Source organism: Streptomyces sp. SAJ15 (assembly GCF_007595705.1).
In the GTDB taxonomy this organism is placed as follows: domain Bacteria; phylum Actinomycetota; class Actinomycetes; order Streptomycetales; family Streptomycetaceae; genus Streptomyces.
In genome coordinates this window covers 629024-644825 of sequence record NZ_NISY01000001.1, presented here as the reverse complement: position 1 = coordinate 644825, position 15802 = coordinate 629024, and the positions used below count along the sequence as shown (strand labels likewise).

The following is a 15802-nucleotide window of genomic DNA, read 5'->3' as shown; positions in this document are numbered from 1 at the left end:
TACCAGCCAGGGCAGGTGGAACGATCATGACCTCAGATCCCTCGACCCCCCGGGGCCCACGGCGCGCGCGGCGCGGAGCGCGGCCGGCCGCCGCCGCCCTGACCGCCGCGGTCCTGACGCTCTCCGCGTGCAGCAGCGGCGGCGGAGGCGGCGACCCCGACGACGACCCGAGCCGCAAGACGGACAAGAACCGGGCCGAGAACTACTCGCTCGGCACCAAGGCCGACTCCACCGGGCCCGCCGCGCCGGTCCCCGGCGCCAAGGAGGGCGGCACGGTCAACGTCCTTCAGCGCGACGCCTTCACCCATCTGGACCCGGCGCAGATCTACTACGCCGACCAGCTCAGCGTGCAGATGCTCTACAACCGCTCGCTGACCACGTACAAGATCGACGCGAACGGTCGGGTCAAGGTCGTCGGCGACCTCGCCACCGACACCGGCACCTCCTCCGACGGCGGCCGCACCTGGACCTACACCCTCAAGGACGGCCTGAAGTTCGAGGACGGCTCGCCGATCACCTCCGCGGACGTGCGGCAGAGCGTGGAACGGCTGTACGCGAAGTTCGCCACGGACGGGCCGCAGTACATCCCGCAGTGGCTCTCCGGGGAGGGCCAGTCCTTCCGCAAGGCCCTGCCCGACGGCCCGTACAAGGGCGACCACCTGCCCGACGACGTGCTGGACACCCCGGACGACAAGACGGTCGTCTTCCACTTCCGCGAGCCGCACGCGGACACCCCGTACGCCGTGGCCATGCCCAACATCGGCGCGGTCCCCGCCGAGCCGGGCAAGGACACCAAGGAGCGCTACGACACCCACCCGGTGGCCTCCGGCCCGTACAAGATCGGCACGCTGAAGGCGGGCAAGTCGCTGACGCTGGTGCGCAACGAGCACTGGGACCCGAGGACGGACCCGGTGCGCCACCAGTACCCGGAGCGGTTCGCGGTCAGCTTCGGGGTGCAGGAGCCGGACTCGGCGCGCCGGCTGCTGGCCGAGCGCGGCAGCGACCGGCAGGCGATGTCCTTCACCAACGCGGTCACCATCGAGGCCGGCCCCTCGGTACTGAAGGACGACGCGACCAAGGACCGCACCTTCAACGAGGTGCAGCCGTACGTCGACTACATGGCGATCAACATGGATCGGATCAAGGACAAGAAGGTCCGTCAGGCGCTGGCCTACGCGCTGCCCAACCATCAGATCCTGGGCCAGCTCGGCGGCGCCCGGGCCGGTCAGGTCGCCGGCAACCTGCTCTCCCCGTCGCTGGCCGGCTGGAAGGACATCGACCCCTACGGCAAGAAGAAGTTCCCCGCCGGGGACACCGCCACCGCCAAGAGGCTGCTACGCGAGGCGGGCAAGGAGGGGCAGGAGATCGTCTACGCCTACCCCAACACCACCGAGTACCAGAAGATCTCCGTGGTGGTCACCCAGGCGTTGGAGAAGGCCGGATTCCGGGTGGAGAAGAAGGAGATCGACTCCAACAACTACACCACCGAGATCTCCAAGGTGGACAACGGCTTCGACATCTACCGCGCCTCCTGGGGGGCCGACTGGCCGGTGGGCTCCACGGTCGTCCCGCCGCTGTTCGACGGCCGTAGCGTGGTCGACGGCTCGCAGAACTACTGGCACCTGCGCAACGGCCTGGTGAACGCCGAGATCGACCGCATCAACAAGATCACCGATGTCGAGGCGGCCGCCGACGAGTGGGTGAAGCTGGCGGAGAGGATCCTCACCGAGGACGTCCCGGCGGTCCCGATCTTCTACAACCGCCAGTGGTCCATCTGGGGTTCGGGGATCGGCGGGGTGAAGTACCACCCGGTGTACGGCACGGCCGCGCCGACCGACGTCTACGTCAAGTGACCCCTGCCGATGCTGAGGTTCCTGTGGCGCCGGACGCTCGGCGCGCTCGTCATCGTCCTGGCCATCAGCGCGATCACCTTCTTCCTGTTCTTCGCGCTGCCCACCGAGCCGGCCCAACTGGCCTGCGGCAAGAACTGCGGGCCGGAGGCACTGGCGATCATCGATGAGAACCTGGGGCTCGACGAGCCGGTCCCGGTGCAGTACTGGCACTACCTGGTGGGCATCGTCGCCGGGCGGGACTTCGACATCGGCCACTGCGACGCGCCCTGCCTGGGCTACTCGTTCCGCAACAACCAGCCGGTGTGGGAGACCATCCTGGACCGCTATCCCACCACGCTGTCCCTGGCCTTCGGCGGCGCCGTGGTCTTCCTGCTCGTCGGCGTGTCCATCGGCATGCTCGCCGCCGCCCGGCGCGGCACCGTCGTCGACAAGCTCCTCAGCTCGCTGTCGTTGATCGGCAACTCGCTCCAGGTCTACTTCGTCGGCACCATCGCGCTGTGGCTGCTGGTGGACTCCTGGGACCTGATCGACCGCCCGGCGTACGTGCCGATCACCGACGATCCGGCGGGCTGGTTCGGCGGGATGCTGCTGCCCTGGCTGGTGCTCTCCATCATCTTCATCGCCAACTACAGCCGGATGACCCGCTCGCAGATGATCGAGCAACTGGACGAGGACCATGTGCGCACCGCGCGGGCCAAGGGGCTGCCCGCGCGGACGGTCTTCTTCCGCTACGCCTGGCGGGGCGCGATGGCCCCCATCGTCACGCTCGTCGGCATCGACCTGGGCTCGCTCTTCGGCGGCGCCATGGTCACCGAGTTCACCTTCACCCTGCACGGGCTGGGCCGGCTGGCGGTGGAGTCGGTGACGGAGAAGGACCTCCCCATGCTGATGGGCGTCATGCTCTTCAGCTGCACCGCGATCGTGATCGCCAACATCATCGTGGACGCGCTCTACGCCGTCATCGACCCGCGTGTGCGCCTGGCCTAGGAGTGACGACCCACGTGACCAGCACCCTGACCGAGCGGCCGGGCGGGGGCGGCGACGCCGCCCCGTTCCTCTCCGTGACCGAGCTCTCGGTCCGCTTCGCCACCGAGGACGGCACCGTGAAGGCGGTCGACGGCCTCTCCTTCTCCCTGGAACGCGGCCGCACCCTGGGCATCGTCGGCGAGTCCGGCTCCGGGAAGTCCGTCACCAGCCTGGCCGTGCTGGGGCTGCACGACCCGCGCCGCACCACCGTAGAAGGCGGCATCCGGCTGGCCGGGCAGGAGCTCACCGGCGCCGGTGAGCGCACGCTGGAGCGGCTGCGCGGCAACACCATGGCGATGATCTTCCAGGACTCGCTCACCGCGCTCTCGCCCTACTACACGGTGGGTCGGCAGATCGCCGAGCCCTACCGGCGCCACACCGGGGCCTCCCGGCGCGAGGCCCGGTCGCGCGCCGTCGAGATGCTCGACAAGGTCGGCATCCCCAACCCCCGGCTCCGGGTGGACGACTACCCGCACCAGTTCTCGGGCGGCATGCGCCAGCGCGCGATGATCGCGATGGCGCTGGTCTGCGATCCCGAGCTGCTGATCGCCGACGAGCCGACCACCGCGCTGGACGTGACGGTGCAGGCGCAGATCCTGGACCTGCTGCGCGACCTCCAGCAGGAGACCGGCTCCGCGATCATCCTGATCACCCATGACCTGGGGGTGGTCGCGGGCGCCGCCGACGAGTTGCTGGTGATGTACGCGGGGCGGGCGGTGGAGCGGGGCGCGGTGCGCGAGGTGCTGCGCGACCCGCGCCACCCGTACACCTGGGGGCTGTTGGCCTCGATGCCCCGGCTGGACTCGGCGGTCGACACGCCGCTCACTCCGATCCCCGGCGCCCCGCCCAGCCTGCTCGCCCCGCCGCCGGGCTGCCCCTTCCATCCGCGATGCGGCTTCACCGAAGAGGTGAGCGGGGAGCGCTGCCGAACCGAGCGGCCCACGCTGCCACCGGGGCGGGGGGCCGCCTGTCATCTGACCGAAGGGCAGCGGGGGCGGCTGCGGGGGGCGCCGCGATGAGCGAGGAACTGCTGGTCGCGAAGGGACTGGCCAAGCACTTCCCGGTGCTGGGCGGGTTTCCGTTCCGGCGCCGGGTGGGCGCCGTGCGGGCGGTCGATGGGATCGACCTGACGGTCCGCGCGGGCGAGAGCTTCGGGCTGGTGGGCGAGTCGGGCTGCGGCAAGTCCACCACCGGGCGGCTGCTGACCCGGCTGCTGGAACCCACGGCGGGCCGGATCGCCTACCGAGGCGAGGACATCACCCACGCGCGTCGTCGCGCCCTGGCCCCGATCCGCTCCCAGATCCAGATGATCTTCCAGGATCCGTACTCCTCACTGAACCCCCGACAGACGGTGGGCACGATCATCTCCGGCCCGATGGAGATCAACGGCATCCGCCCACCGAGCGGCCGCGAGGCACGCGTACGCGAGCTGCTCGAAGTGGTCGGCCTCAGCCCGGAGCACTACAACCGCTTCCCCCACGAGTTCTCCGGCGGCCAACGCCAGCGCATCGGCATCGCCCGCGCACTGGCCCTGGAACCGAGCCTCATCGTCGCGGACGAACCCGTCTCGGCGCTGGACGTCTCCATCCAGGCCCAGGTCGTCAACCTGCTCCAGCAACTCCAGCGCGAGCTGGGCATCGCCTTCCTCTTCATCGCCCACGACCTGGCCGTGGTCCGACACTTCTCCCACCGGGTGGCGGTGATGTACCTGGGCAAGATCGTGGAGGTGGGCGCCCGGGACGAGATCTACGGGCGACCCAGGCACCCCTACACACACGCCCTGCTGTCGGCGGTCCCGGAGGCGGACGCCCTGATCGCCGCGGACGAGGACGGCGGGGGGCCCGCCGCCCGTCCCGAACGCATCCGCTTGGAGGGCGACGTCCCCTCCCCCGTCACCCCGCCGTCGGGCTGCCGCTTCCGGACACGCTGCTGGAAGGCACAGGAGAAGTGCGCGCAGGAGGAGCCGCCGCTGGCCCGCGCGGAGGGAAGCGCGGAGGGTCACCTGACGGCTTGCCACTTTCCAGAGGCGCTTACGCTCGCGGGGCGGGGCGAGGATGTGGTACTGGATCCGGCGCTGCGGGCCACCGAGTCGAGGGATGGGACGACACCGGGCTGAGCAGGCTGTTGTCAGTCTGTCCACGACAAATCAGTAGTCGTTCGGATTCACACCTTCAGGGGAGCGATAGCCCGGGGATACAACGGCGAAGTAGATGAGGTCTTCCTGGGAAGCATTCGGAGATTGTTTGGGCTTGGTGCTCCTGATCAATAGTTCAGCGTGCACTGAAAAATCATCCTTCTCATGGATGGCTTTGATCTGCAACTGGCGCGCCTTGGAATTTGCGTGACCATACTTCGTAAGTCGCCATCCCTTCTTCGGCAGCTCGTCATGCAAGCGCTCGAACCCGCGAGTCAACTCTTCCGGGGAGAGCTTCGAGACAGACCAGAAGTGCTGAACGTTGTACTCCCCGTCCTCCCGGTCGTAGGTCGCTACTCCAGGACCACCCGGCGAGACTTTTCCACGAAGTCTGACGGCGTCGAGTAGGTCACTCGACAACTGACTGGCCAATTTTTCCGCCGCTGCGGGGTGAACTTCCTTCAAATCCTCACCAGAACGCCCCATAGAACTACACCCCACGATGTTGAGGAGGACTGCAGTGACAGCGAGAGCCAAGCCAAGGCGACGCATTTTCCGCACCTGAGGAACACTAGTCATCGACGAGCTCCACTTCGTCATAGAGCCCCGCAACGACTCTGGCCTGATTCAGGATACTGAGACTCGGCTCCTTCTTCTCCCGATCGTAGTCCCAGTATCCGCTATGACCCTCCGTATCAGTAGCCATCTGGTTGGCGCCGAAACTGTCGTCACTTGGAATGGCCTTACCGAAAGGGCCCAGCCATCCCTGGAACCAACGGCCCGCTTCCGGTACCGCATCACCGTCGGCATCCTCATTCCACACATGCCCCTTGGGCACGTCCAACCTCTCAGCCTTCTGCACCTCAACAGTCGGACTTCCCGCGAAGACTATGTCGTCCGCGCCCAAGTGCCCCTGACGAGCGGCGGAACCGATGAGCGTGCACCCGTAAGAGTGCCCAATCGCGGTGATACGGCTATCCGCTCCCGAAGTGTTGGCCGCATTGAGACCATCGATGAATTTGTTGAATGCGGGCGCCCCGTCGTCTGCATATTTATAGCTGAGAGCATCACTTTGAACAGTCTGTGGCGCATCATAACCGACCCAGGTGACGGTCGAGAGATTCTTTCCCTCCACTAGCGGGCTAGCCGCCGCATACATTTTGACCATGCGGTTAATGTCCCCTTCGAGATTACCGATCCCCGATTTGGTGCCAGGGACATATACAGCGGCATGGTCAGCGGTGTCGGGATTCCCATTGGCGATGATGGCACGCCCTCCGCCTTCTGTGCTGAAACCCAGCAGATACGCCTCGGGCAGACTCTCCTTGCCTCCTGTTCTATCGAAGCGGCTCTGGATTTGATCCATGCCCTTGATCTGCTCCTCCAATCTCTTACGCTTGGCGTCCCACTCATCCCACTCGTGGCTCGTGATGGTCACGGCCTCCTTGTGCTGAATGGTCTTGGGTCGACCTCCTTTCGGCTCGCTCGCGTTATGGCGAGCCAGAGCTATTTCAATCTCGGCACGTTTCTCGGCCAGCACGGTGCGGTTCGCCTCATTTCGCACTTCTGCTGGAAGGCCGTCGAGGCCACCGATACTGTCGGGCTGCAGAGTGATCAGGGCATCCTGCTGGTCCGGGGACAGACCCTTCCACCACTTGGCGTTATCTGCCGGACTACCGTTCTTGGGCAGGTGCTTGATGTCGCCCAGATAGTGCTTCGCGGCCTTGCGGACGCCCTCCGTGTCCCCCTTCGCGTCGATCCAGTCCTCGTCGGACACCGTCAGATCGTCATCCGCCCTCAGCTGCCGTAGCTTCGGCGCCCACAGCTCGTCCGACTCCGTCGCCTCCTGGATGGCCTGGGCGATGCGGTTGGCGATCTCCGCCGCCTTGCTGTAGTTCGGATTGGGGTTGAAGTTGGCTGCCTGGTCCTGAAGCGACTTCGCCGGGTCGGGTGACTCGTCGATCCCCGCGAAGCCGGTTTTGGATCGCTTCGCGATACCGGCGACGCTGCCGCCCGCCGGAAGCTTGCCGTCCGTTCCCTTCTCGCCTGCCGCCGGATAGCTGACCGAGCCGTCGGAGTTGACGGTGAACTTCTGGGCCTCCGCGTCGTCGACCGCCTTGTCCAGCTTCCGCTTCGCCTCCCGCAGATCCGCGGCCAGCGCGTTGAGACCCGTGCTCACCAGGCCGCACTCGACCTGGACGTAGTGGAAGTTCTTCGAGAGCTCGGACAGCTGTCCCAGAGCCGCCGTCAGAGCCTGCCCCTCGAGATCCTCCCGCATCTTGGCGGTGATCTGCCGCTCCAGAGCCTCCTTGGCGTGCTGCGCCATGTTGCTCGTCGACTGGTAACCGTCGGCCGCGCCCTCGAACTCGGCGGGGTTGAGCTTCTTCAGCGTCGTGTAGTCCACGGCTTCGGATCACCCCTTGCCCTTGCCGCCGAGGGCCGGGGTGTCGTCCTTGCCGACCTGGAGCATGTTGAACCCGGTGGCAACATCCGTCTCGTACTCGGCGAAGTTGTTCGCCGCGTACTGGAGTTGCGACTGAAGCCCCGTGCACCTGCCGGCCACATCGGTCAGGTACGTCTTCCAGGAGTCGTACACGTCCCGCTGAGCCACCGCGCTCTTCACCCCGCCGGCTCCACTGGTGTCCCCCGCGCCTACACCCTTCTGGCCCCCCGCCAGCTTCGTCTTGGCGGTGCTGATGTTCTGTTCGAGCTTGCCGACGCTGCTCGCGGCCGTCGTCCAGGCCGTCTTGCTGGTCTTGAGGTCCTCCGAGCCACCCCCACCGGCCTTCCCCTCCGCACTCGCCAGGTTCATCCCGAAGCTCGCAAGGACCCCGCCCGCCATGCCACCCGTACCCTTCTGCGTTCTGTCACGACACAACCACGGAGAGCGTAGAAAGGATGTCGATCAAGGACATGAGTACGCGTACTCAGTTCGGCGAATGCAGAGGACAAGTCCTGCGCGAGGCCGCAGGCGGCCGGTACCGTGACGATGAAGCCCGCGAAGCGGGCCGCTGTGGGGACGGTGGTGCGCCGTCGCCGGTCTCCGGGGCCAGGACCCACGCCGACTGGTCGGAAGAGGACTCCTCCTCGGACGATCCCCGGCGAGGACGTGAACCATCCCCGGCCCTCACCGGCCGTCGTGCCTCGCGCCTCCTGACTACGGCGGTCCGGGGCTTCGCGGTGCCGTCTCCGGGCCCTCCTCGGCGAAGTGACACGCCGACGGGTGTGCGGCGGGGACGTCCAGGTCGCGGAAGACCGGGGGGACCGCGAGCAGCGGTACCTCCAGTTCGCAGCGCAGTCGCGCCTTCCAGCAGCGGGTGCGGAAGCGACAGCCCGACGGGGGGTTGGCCGGAGAGGGGACCTCGCCCCGGAGCAGGATCCGTTCGCGCCGGTGGCGCGCCTCCGGGTCCGGGACGGGGACGGCGGACAGGAGCGCCTGGGTGTACGGATGGGTGGGGTGTTCGTAGATCTGGGTGTCGGTCCCGATCTCGGCGAACCGGCCCAGGTACATCACCGCGACCCGGTCGGAGATGTGCCGCACCACCGACAGGTCGTGGGCGATGAAGACGTAGGCGAGGTCGAACTCGTCCTGGAGGCGCTCCATCAGGTTGACCACCTGGGCCTGTACGGAGACGTCGAGGGCGGAGACCGGCTCGTCGGCCACGATGACCTCGGGGCGCAGCGCCAGCCCGCGGGCGATGCCGACGCGCTGCCGCTGGCCGCCGGAGAACTGGTGCGGATAGCGGTTGACGTACTCGGGGTTGAGGCCGACGACGTCGAGCAGCTCCTGGACGCGGCGGCGGCGGTCGCCCTTGGGCGCCGCCTCCGGGTGGATCTCGAAGGGCTCGCCGATGATGTCGCCGACCGTCATCCGGGGGTTGAGCGAGGTGTACGGGTCCTGGAAGACCATCTGGATGTTGCGGCGGACCGCCTTGAGGGCCCGGCCGGACAGCTTGGTGATGTCCTCGCCCTTGAAGAGGACCTCGCCCGCGGTGGGTCGCTCCAGCGACGCCAGGAGCTTGGCGACGGTGGACTTGCCGCAGCCGGACTCGCCGACGATGCCCAGCGTCTCCCCTCGGCGCAGCTCGAAGGAGACGCCGTCCACGGCCCTGACCGCGCCCACCGGCTTCCTGACCACGACGCCCCGGGTGAGCGGGTAGTGCTTGACCAGGTCGCGCACGACGAGGACGGGGTCATCGCCGCTCATCGAGGGTCTCCTTCCAGAAGTGGCAGGCGCTGGCCCGGTTCGGGGCGACGTCGGCGAGCGGAGGCGGATCGGTGCGGCAGACGTCCCGGGCGCGGGGGCAGCGCGGGTGGAAGGGGCAGCCCGACGGGAGACGCCCCGGGCCGGGCGGCAGGCCCTTGATGGCGTACAGCTCGCCGCCCCGGCGGTCCAGGCGGGGGACGGAGTCCAGCAGGCCGCGGGTGTACGGGTGGGCGGGTGCCGCGTAGAGCTCGGCCACGGGCGCGGTCTCCACGATCCGCCCCGCGTACATCACCACGATGGTGTCGGCGACGTCCGCCACCACCCCCAGGTCGTGGGTGATCAGGATCAGCCCCATGGCGCGCTCCCGGCGCAGCTCCGCGAGCAGCTCCATCACCTGGGCCTGGACGGTCACGTCCAGCGCGGTGGTGGGCTCGTCCGCGATGATCAGGTCCGGCTCCAGCGCCAGCGCCATCGCGATCATGATGCGCTGTCGCATGCCGCCGGAGAACTGGTGCGGATAGTCCCCCGCCCGGTCCCGGGCGGCCGGGATGCCCACCCGTTCCATCAGCTCCACCGCCCTGGCCCGGGCGTCCCGGCGCGACATGCCCCGGTGCACCCGGTACATCTCGCCGAGCTGGGTGCCCACCGGCACCACCGGGTTGAGCGCGGAGAGCGCGTCCTGGAAGACCATCGCCATCTGGGCGCCGCGCACCCTACGCCGCTCCTCGCGGCCGGCGGTGAGCAGGTCGCGCCCCCGGAAGAGGACTTGACCGCCGGTCACCCGGGCCGGTGGGGAGTCGAGGATGCCCATCACGGCCTGGGCGGTCACCGACTTCCCGGATCCTGACTCGCCGAGCACGGCGAGGGTGCGCCCCGCGTCGACGGCGCAGCTGACGCCGTCGACGGCCCGCACCACGCCCTCTCTCGTGCGGAACTCGACCCGCAGGTCCCGCACCTCCAGCAGCCTGGTCATCGCGCGAACTCCTCAGCGCAGCTTGGGGTCGAGGGCGTCGCGCACCGCGTCGCCGAGCATGATGAACGCCAGCACCGTCAGGCTCAGCGCGCCGGCCGGCCAGAGCAGCATGTGCGGGGCGTTGCGGATGTGGCTGGAGGCGGCGGAGATGTCGATGCCCCAGGAGACGGTGGGCGGCTTGAGCCCCACGCCGAGGAAGGACAGCGTCGCCTCCAGCGCGATGTAGGTGCCCAGCGCGATGGTCGCCACGACGATGACCGGGGCGACGGCGTTGGGGGCGATGTGGCGCAGCAGCAGCCGGGCGTCGCCCGCCCCGAGCGCCCGCGCGGCCTGTACGTAGTCCGTCTCCCGGGCGGTGACCACCGAGCCGCGCGCGATGCGGGCCAGTTGCGGCCAGCCCAGCAGCACGATGAAGCCGACCACCGGCCAGATCGATCCCCCGGTCACCACGGAGAGGAACACCAGCCCGCCCAGCACGATCGGGATGCCGAAGAAGACGTCCGCCACCCGGGACAGCAGCGCGTCCCCCCAGCCGCCGTAGAAGCCGGCCAGCCCGCCGAGCAGACCGCCCAACAACAGGACGCCGGCGGTGGCGCAGACGCCGACGGTCATGGAGGCACGCGCTCCGTACACGGTGCGGGTGTAGACGTCGCAGCCCTGCGCGTCGAAGCCGAAGGGGTGGCCGGGTGAGGCGCCCTCCTGGGCCCGGGCCAGCTCGCAGTGGAGCGGGTCGCCGGTGGCGACGGACTGCGGCCAGACGGCGATGACCAGGAGGAAGAGGATCAGCAGGGCGGAGACCACGAAGACCGGGTTGCGGATCAGGTCGTGCCAGGCGTCCGACCACAGCCCCCGGGGCCGCTCCGACGGGTCGCCGCGCCGCCGTCTCCCGGGCCCGCGCTCCAGCGTCTCGGCCTCGCCGGTGGCCAGGTCCAGCGCGCCGCCGCCGGTGGGCGCGATGGCCTCCCGACCGTCGTACGGGAGCTGCTCAGGCATAGCGGATCCTCGGGTCGAGCACGGCGTACAGGAGGTCGACGAGCAGGTTCGCCAGCAGGAAGATCAGCACCAGGATCGTCACGAAGCCGACCACGGTGGGCGAGTTCTGCCGCAGGATGCCCTGGTAGAGCTGGTAGCCCACGCCGTGGATGTTGAAGATCCGCTCGGTGACGATGGCGCCGCCCATCAGCGCGCCGATGTCGGCGCCGATGAAGGTCACCACCGGGATCAGCGAGGTCCGCAGCAGATGGCGGGTGATGATCCGGCGCCGCGGCAGCCCCTTGGCCACGGCGGTGCGCACATGGTCGGCGCGGGCGTTCTCGACGATCGAGGTGCGGGTGAGCCGGGTGGTGTACGCAAGCGAGGTCAGCGCCAGCACCAGCCCGGGCAGCAGCAGCTCGCCCAGCGGCGCTCCGGGCGGCACCGTGGGGCTCACCCAGCCCCACTCCACGCCGAACAGCAGCTGGAGCACATAGCCGCTGACGAAGGTGGGCACGGAGACCACGACCAGCGTCAGCAGCAGCACCGAACTGTCCAGCGCGCGTCCGCGGCGCAGTCCGGTGAGGACGCCGAGGCTGATGCCGACGAGCAGCTCGATGAAGACGGCGACCAGGGTGAGCCGCAGGGTGACGGGGAAGGAGAGGGCCATCAGCGCGGTGACCTCGTCGCCGTTGAAGGCGGTGCCGAAGTCGCCCCGGAAGATCCGCCCCATGTACAGCAGGTACTGCTGCCACAGCGGCTCGTCGAGGTGGAGCTCGGCGCGGATCCGGGCGGCGGTGGCGGGGTCGGGGGCCCGGTCGCCGAAGAGGGCGGCGACCGGGTCGCCCAGCGCGTAGACCATGAAGAAGATGAGGAAGGTGCTGCCGAAGAACACCGGAATCATCTGGAGCAGTCGCCGGAACACATGGTGGCGCATCGCTCAGCCGACCCTGATCTGGTGGTAGACGGGGACGCTGAACTGGTTGAGGGCGACGTCGCGCAGTCGGCTGGAGTAGCCGGCACTGCCGTTCTGGTACCAGAGCGGGATGGCCGCCATCTGGTCCCGCACCACCTCCTCGGCCCGCTGGAAGACGCGCACCGCGCGGACGGGGTCGGACTCGGCGTTGGCCCGGTCGATCAGCCGGTCGAACTCCGGGTCGCTCCAGTCGCCGTCGTTGGAGGAGGCGTCGGTGTAGTACAGCGGCTGGAGGAAGTTCTGGATCAGGGGGTAGTCCATCTGCCAGCCCGCGCGGAAGGGGCCCTTCATCGACTTGGCGGCCATGCGGTTGCGGAAGTCGGCGAAGGTGCCGACGGGGTTGCCGACGCACGCCCGGTCCCGGCGCAGCGCGTTGTTGACGCTGTGGCACACCGCGTCCACCCACTCCCGGTGCGAGCCGGTGTCCGCGTTGTAGGTGATCGTCATGCGCCCGCCGGGCAGCCCGCCGCCCTCCTCGATCAGCCGGCGGGCCCGCGCGGGGTCGTAGCGGCAGGCGGGCCCGCACAGCCCGGCCCGGTAGCCGCCGTCCGGGCCGAGGACCGGGGAGGTCCAGTCGGTGGCGGGGGTGCGGGTGCGGGCGAAGATCCGCCGGGTGATCTGCTCGCGGTCGATGGCCATCGAGATGCCGGTGCGCACCTTGACCGCGCCCGGCCCGGTCCAGTCCTTGTCGTAGAACGGGAAGGCGAGGGTCTGCAGGATGCCGGCGGGCTGGTTGACGTACCGGCCGCCCAGGTCGCTTCTGACGTTCTTCAGCTGGGCGGCGGGCACGTCGTCGACCAGGTCGAGGTTGCCGGCCTGGAGGTCGGTGTAGGCGGTGTTGCCGTCGGTGTAGACGCGCAGGTCCACGCCGTTGTTGCGGGCCTTGTCGGGGCCGGGGTAGCCGCGCCAGGTGCGCAGCCGCATCGCCCAGCCGCGGTCGTACGAGGCCACCTGGTACGGCCCGTTGCCGATGGGCTTGTCCAGCCATGCCCGGTGGTCGTCGAAGAACGCGCGGGGCAGCGGCGCGTAGGCGTTGTAGCCGAGCGTCTCCGGCCAGGTGGAGAACTTCTGCCGCAGGGTGACGGTGAAGGTCCGGTCGTCCTTGACCGACAGCCCGGACAGGGTGCGGGCGGTGGGGGCGCCGTGGTCCGGGTGGACCTTCTCGTAGCCCTGGATGTACTCGAAGAAGTAGGCGTTGCGCTGCCTGTTGTCGAGCAGCGCGGCGTAGTTCCAGGCGTCCACGAAGGAGCGGGCGGTGACCGGCTCGCCGTTGCTGAAGGTCCAGCCCGGCTTGAGGGTGACGGTGTAGTGCCGCTGGTCGTCGGTGTCGATCCGCTCGGCGAGCATGTTCCGCGCCTCGCCGGTCTTCGGGTCGTAGCTCTTGAGCCCGCGGAAGATCATGTCGAGGACCTTGCCGCCCTGGACCTCGTTGGTGTTGGCCGGCTCCAGCGGGTTGGGCGGGTCGCCCCAGGAGGAGCGCACCACGCCGGGGGCGATGCCGTCGGCCTCGACCCCGCCGCCGCAGCCGGCGACGGCCGGCGCGGCCAGCACGGTCAGCGCGACGCCGGCGGCCCGGGCGACACGGGCGGGTCCGCGCATGGGGTGCCTCCTCGAAGCCGGGACTCCTCCCGACTTAACCCCACATGACCCTTCCGACACGGCGTGTGACGCACCTTACGGGCCGGCCGGCCGGAGGACACGCCATCGACCGGGTGAAAGGCGTCCGCGCCGGGTATGGAGCAGATAGTTCTCCGAAGTACGCAGTACCCCACAGACGCACCTCACCGATGAGCGAACGGGGATACTCCGCGGTGATCGAGGACCTACCCACGATCGGGGTCGAGGAGGAGTTCCTCCTGACGGATCACGGCACTCGGGCGCCGGTGTCCTGTGCCCCGGTGGTCATCAAGCGCGCTCGGGAGAGCCTCGGCGACCAGGTCGGCGACGAGTTCGTGCCCAGCATGCTGGAGACCCGCACCCGACCCGTCGCCACCCTGGACGACCTGCGTCGGGAGCTGCTGCGGCTGCGCGCGGGCGTGGCCGCGGCCGCCGCCGAGGTCGGCTGCCGGGCGGTGGCCTCCGGCACCCCGGTGGTGCCGGCCAGGGGGCGCCCCGAGGTCACCGACAAGGACCGCTATCTGCGGATGGTCGCCGAGTACGGCCCGCTCGCCACCGGCGACCAGGGCCTCGCCGTCTGCGGCTGCCACGTCCACCTCGGCGTCGCCGACCGGGACGACGCGGTGCGGCTCGGCAACCATCTGCGCGGCTGGCTGCCCACCCTCCAGTCGCTGGCCGGGAACTCGCCCTTCTACGCCGGCCAGGACTCCGGGTACGCCAGCTGGCGGACGATGCGCTGGGCGCAGTGGCCCGGCAGCGGCCCGACCCCGCATCTGCCGGACGCCGCGGCCTACGACGCGCTGGTCGACTCCCTGGTCGACTCCGGGATGCTGCTGGACCGCACGATGGTCTACTGGTACGCCCGTCCCTCCGAGCACTTCCCCACGGTCGAGCTGCGGGTCGCCGACGTGAGCGCCGCGCCGGAGACGGTGCTGCTGCTGGCCGCCCTGGCCCGGGCGTTGGCGGCCGTGCTGCTGACCGAGGTCCGGCGTGGGACGCCCGCCCCCGCCATCCCCGATCCGCTGCTGCTCGCCGCGCACTGGCGCGCGGCCCGTGACGGTCTGGCCGGCGCCGGGGTCGACCTCGGCAGCGGCCGGCCGCGCCCCGCCGTCGATCTTGTCGACGCGCTGGTCGAGCGCGCCGCCCCCGGCCTGGAGGCTGCCGGGGACCTGGCGCTGGTCCGCGAGGTGTGGGGCCGGCTGCGCACGGACGGCGACGGGGCCTCCCGGCAGCGGGCGGCCTTCCGCCGCCGCGGCCGGCTGGGCGACGTGGTGGACGAGCTGGCCCTGTCGGTGGAGGGCTGAAGTGGCCCCCCGAGATGCGGCGCCATGGCGCCGGCTGTCAGTGGAAGCCGAGCATGCCGGGTGAGTCGATGTCGACTGTCACGATGCCCGGTGGATAGGCGTTTTCGTGGCCGGTCAGCAGAATCGACATGCCGGTGGACTCGGGACGCGGCAGTGCGCAGTACAGGGCGTGACAGATATCCGGGCCCCCGTAGCCGTCACGGATCATCGTGCCGACGCTCACAGAGGCGACCGTGTCGAGGTTGTCTACGACAACAGAGGAGTAAGCGAGCACACGGCGGGAGATATCTTGTCCGTCTGCTTCGGCTTGCATCAGACACATGGCCGGGACGCTCAGGCGGTCGCTAGGCGTGTGAGCCATGTTGCTCGCGAGCACGTTCAGCGTCTTGTGGCCACCGGCGAGCGCCTTGACCGCACTCGTATCGAGAATGATCACGCCGCGACGCCCCGAGCGGCTCGGACCTTCTCGGCCGCGATCTTGTAGATATTGCCCAGCACGTCGGGCGCCTGATCGAACTCCTCGTCGCTCATGTCGACGCCGATCACACGACGTGCGACCTCCCGGTCGGCTGCCAGCCTCTCGGCGCGTTGCGCGGCGGTCGGCTGCTCGGCTGCCAACGCCTCGACCAACTGGCCGATGGTCAGGCCGCGTTCCTTCGCGAGCTCAGCGAGATGATCACGGGTCTCCCGCGAAACCTGAATCGTCGTCGTTGCCATAGCACCAATGTAGCCCGCCCATG

Annotated in this window: 15 protein-coding genes; 5 read left to right on the top strand and 10 right to left on the bottom strand. The window is 69.3% G+C overall.

The features are described 5' to 3' along the window. Window positions 1–26 precede the first annotated feature (26 nt). The 4 genes from CD790_RS02835 to CD790_RS02820 are packed head-to-tail and all read left to right on the top strand — an operon-like array spanning window position 27 to window position 4995. Window positions 27–1853, top strand: a complete 1827-nt coding sequence (locus tag CD790_RS02835) for an ABC transporter substrate-binding protein (RefSeq protein ID WP_144381343.1) — start codon at window positions 27–29, stop codon at window positions 1851–1853. Between the two features lie 9 nt (window positions 1854–1862). Beyond that, on the top strand, window positions 1863–2840 hold the full coding sequence (locus CD790_RS02830) for an ABC transporter permease (RefSeq protein ID WP_144381342.1): 978 nt from the start codon (window positions 1863–1865) through the stop codon (window positions 2838–2840). Between the two features lie 14 nt (window positions 2841–2854). Beyond that, entirely contained in the window at window positions 2855–3898 is a 1044-nt protein-coding gene (locus CD790_RS02825) for an ABC transporter ATP-binding protein (protein WP_144381341.1), read from the top strand. Continuing rightward, entirely contained in the window at window positions 3895–4995 is a 1101-nt protein-coding gene (locus tag CD790_RS02820) for an ABC transporter ATP-binding protein (protein ID WP_144381340.1), read from the top strand. The genes CD790_RS02825 and CD790_RS02820 overlap by 4 nt, the downstream gene beginning before the upstream one ends. Window positions 4996–5025: 30 nt before the next feature. Here CD790_RS02820 and CD790_RS02815 read toward each other — a convergent pair whose 3' ends face one another. The 8 genes from CD790_RS02815 to CD790_RS02780 form a co-directional block, all read right to left on the bottom strand. Then, a complete protein-coding gene (locus tag CD790_RS02815) occupies window positions 5026–5592 on the bottom strand; it encodes a hypothetical protein (protein WP_144381339.1) in 567 nt (188 codons plus the stop codon). Further along, the gene (locus CD790_RS02810; protein WP_144381338.1) at window positions 5585–7417 is read right to left on the bottom strand and encodes an alpha/beta hydrolase; all 1833 of its coding nucleotides are present in this window, start codon (window positions 7415–7417) and stop codon (window positions 5585–5587) included. The genes CD790_RS02815 and CD790_RS02810 overlap by 8 nt, the downstream gene beginning before the upstream one ends. A 9-nt stretch (window positions 7418–7426) precedes the next feature. Beyond that, on the bottom strand, window positions 7427–7855 hold the full coding sequence (locus CD790_RS02805) for a hypothetical protein (protein ID WP_144381337.1): 429 nt from the start codon (window positions 7853–7855) through the stop codon (window positions 7427–7429). A 315-nt stretch (window positions 7856–8170) separates the two neighbouring features. After that, entirely contained in the window at window positions 8171–9220 is a 1050-nt protein-coding gene (locus CD790_RS02800; protein WP_144381336.1) for an ABC transporter ATP-binding protein, read from the bottom strand. Beyond that, window positions 9207–10193 (bottom strand): ABC transporter ATP-binding protein, encoded by a 987-nt coding sequence (locus CD790_RS02795; RefSeq protein ID WP_144381335.1) that lies wholly within the window; start codon window positions 10191–10193, stop codon window positions 9207–9209. The genes CD790_RS02800 and CD790_RS02795 overlap by 14 nt, the downstream gene beginning before the upstream one ends. A 12-nt stretch (window positions 10194–10205) precedes the next feature. Continuing rightward, on the bottom strand, window positions 10206–11186 hold the full coding sequence (locus CD790_RS02790; RefSeq protein ID WP_144381334.1) for an ABC transporter permease: 981 nt from the start codon (window positions 11184–11186) through the stop codon (window positions 10206–10208). Then, window positions 11179–12102, bottom strand: a complete 924-nt coding sequence (locus tag CD790_RS02785) for an ABC transporter permease (protein WP_144381333.1) — start codon at window positions 12100–12102, stop codon at window positions 11179–11181. The genes CD790_RS02790 and CD790_RS02785 overlap by 8 nt, the downstream gene beginning before the upstream one ends. 3 nt (window positions 12103–12105) lie before the next feature. Continuing rightward, complete coding sequence (locus CD790_RS02780) at window positions 12106–13740, bottom strand: ABC transporter substrate-binding protein (protein WP_144381332.1); 1635 nt, start codon at window positions 13738–13740, stop codon at window positions 12106–12108. A gap of 188 nt (window positions 13741–13928) precedes the next feature. On the opposite strand from CD790_RS02780, the gene CD790_RS02775 reads away from it, so the two are divergent. Next, window positions 13929–15062, top strand: a complete 1134-nt coding sequence (locus CD790_RS02775) for a glutamate--cysteine ligase (protein ID WP_144381331.1) — start codon at window positions 13929–13931, stop codon at window positions 15060–15062. Between the two features lie 37 nt (window positions 15063–15099). Here the strand turns inward: CD790_RS02775 and CD790_RS02770 are convergent, their stop codons facing one another. After that, window positions 15100–15498: a hypothetical protein gene (locus CD790_RS02770; RefSeq protein WP_144381330.1), complete on the bottom strand. Its 399-nt coding sequence runs from the start codon at window positions 15496–15498 to the stop codon at window positions 15100–15102. Continuing rightward, entirely contained in the window at window positions 15495–15779 is a 285-nt protein-coding gene (locus CD790_RS02765) for a hypothetical protein (protein ID WP_144381329.1), read from the bottom strand. Before CD790_RS02765 ends, CD790_RS02770 begins: the two co-directional genes overlap by 4 nt. Between the last annotated feature and the right edge of the window lie 23 nt (window positions 15780–15802).

Coding starts and splice junctions, on each gene's coding strand:
- CD790_RS02835 (WP_144381343.1), top strand. CDS start 27: ATGACCTCAGATCCCTCGACCCCCCGGGGCCCACGGCGCGCGCGGCGC.
- CD790_RS02830 (WP_144381342.1), top strand. CDS start 1,863: ATGCTGAGGTTCCTGTGGCGCCGGACGCTCGGCGCGCTCGTCATCGTC.
- CD790_RS02820 (WP_144381340.1), top strand. CDS start 3,895: ATGAGCGAGGAACTGCTGGTCGCGAAGGGACTGGCCAAGCACTTCCCG.
- CD790_RS02815 (WP_144381339.1), bottom strand. CDS start 5,592: ATGACTAGTGTTCCTCAGGTGCGGAAAATGCGTCGCCTTGGCTTGGCT.
- CD790_RS02805 (WP_144381337.1), bottom strand. CDS start 7,855: ATGGCGGGCGGGGTCCTTGCGAGCTTCGGGATGAACCTGGCGAGTGCG.
- CD790_RS02800 (WP_144381336.1), bottom strand. CDS start 9,220: ATGAGCGGCGATGACCCCGTCCTCGTCGTGCGCGACCTGGTCAAGCAC.
- CD790_RS02795 (WP_144381335.1), bottom strand. CDS start 10,193: ATGACCAGGCTGCTGGAGGTGCGGGACCTGCGGGTCGAGTTCCGCACG.
- CD790_RS02790 (WP_144381334.1), bottom strand. CDS start 11,186: ATGCCTGAGCAGCTCCCGTACGACGGTCGGGAGGCCATCGCGCCCACC.
- CD790_RS02785 (WP_144381333.1), bottom strand. CDS start 12,102: ATGCGCCACCATGTGTTCCGGCGACTGCTCCAGATGATTCCGGTGTTC.
- CD790_RS02780 (WP_144381332.1), bottom strand. CDS start 13,740: ATGCGCGGACCCGCCCGTGTCGCCCGGGCCGCCGGCGTCGCGCTGACC.
- CD790_RS02775 (WP_144381331.1), top strand. CDS start 13,929: ATGAGCGAACGGGGATACTCCGCGGTGATCGAGGACCTACCCACGATC.
- CD790_RS02765 (WP_144381329.1), bottom strand. CDS start 15,779: ATGGCAACGACGACGATTCAGGTTTCGCGGGAGACCCGTGATCATCTC.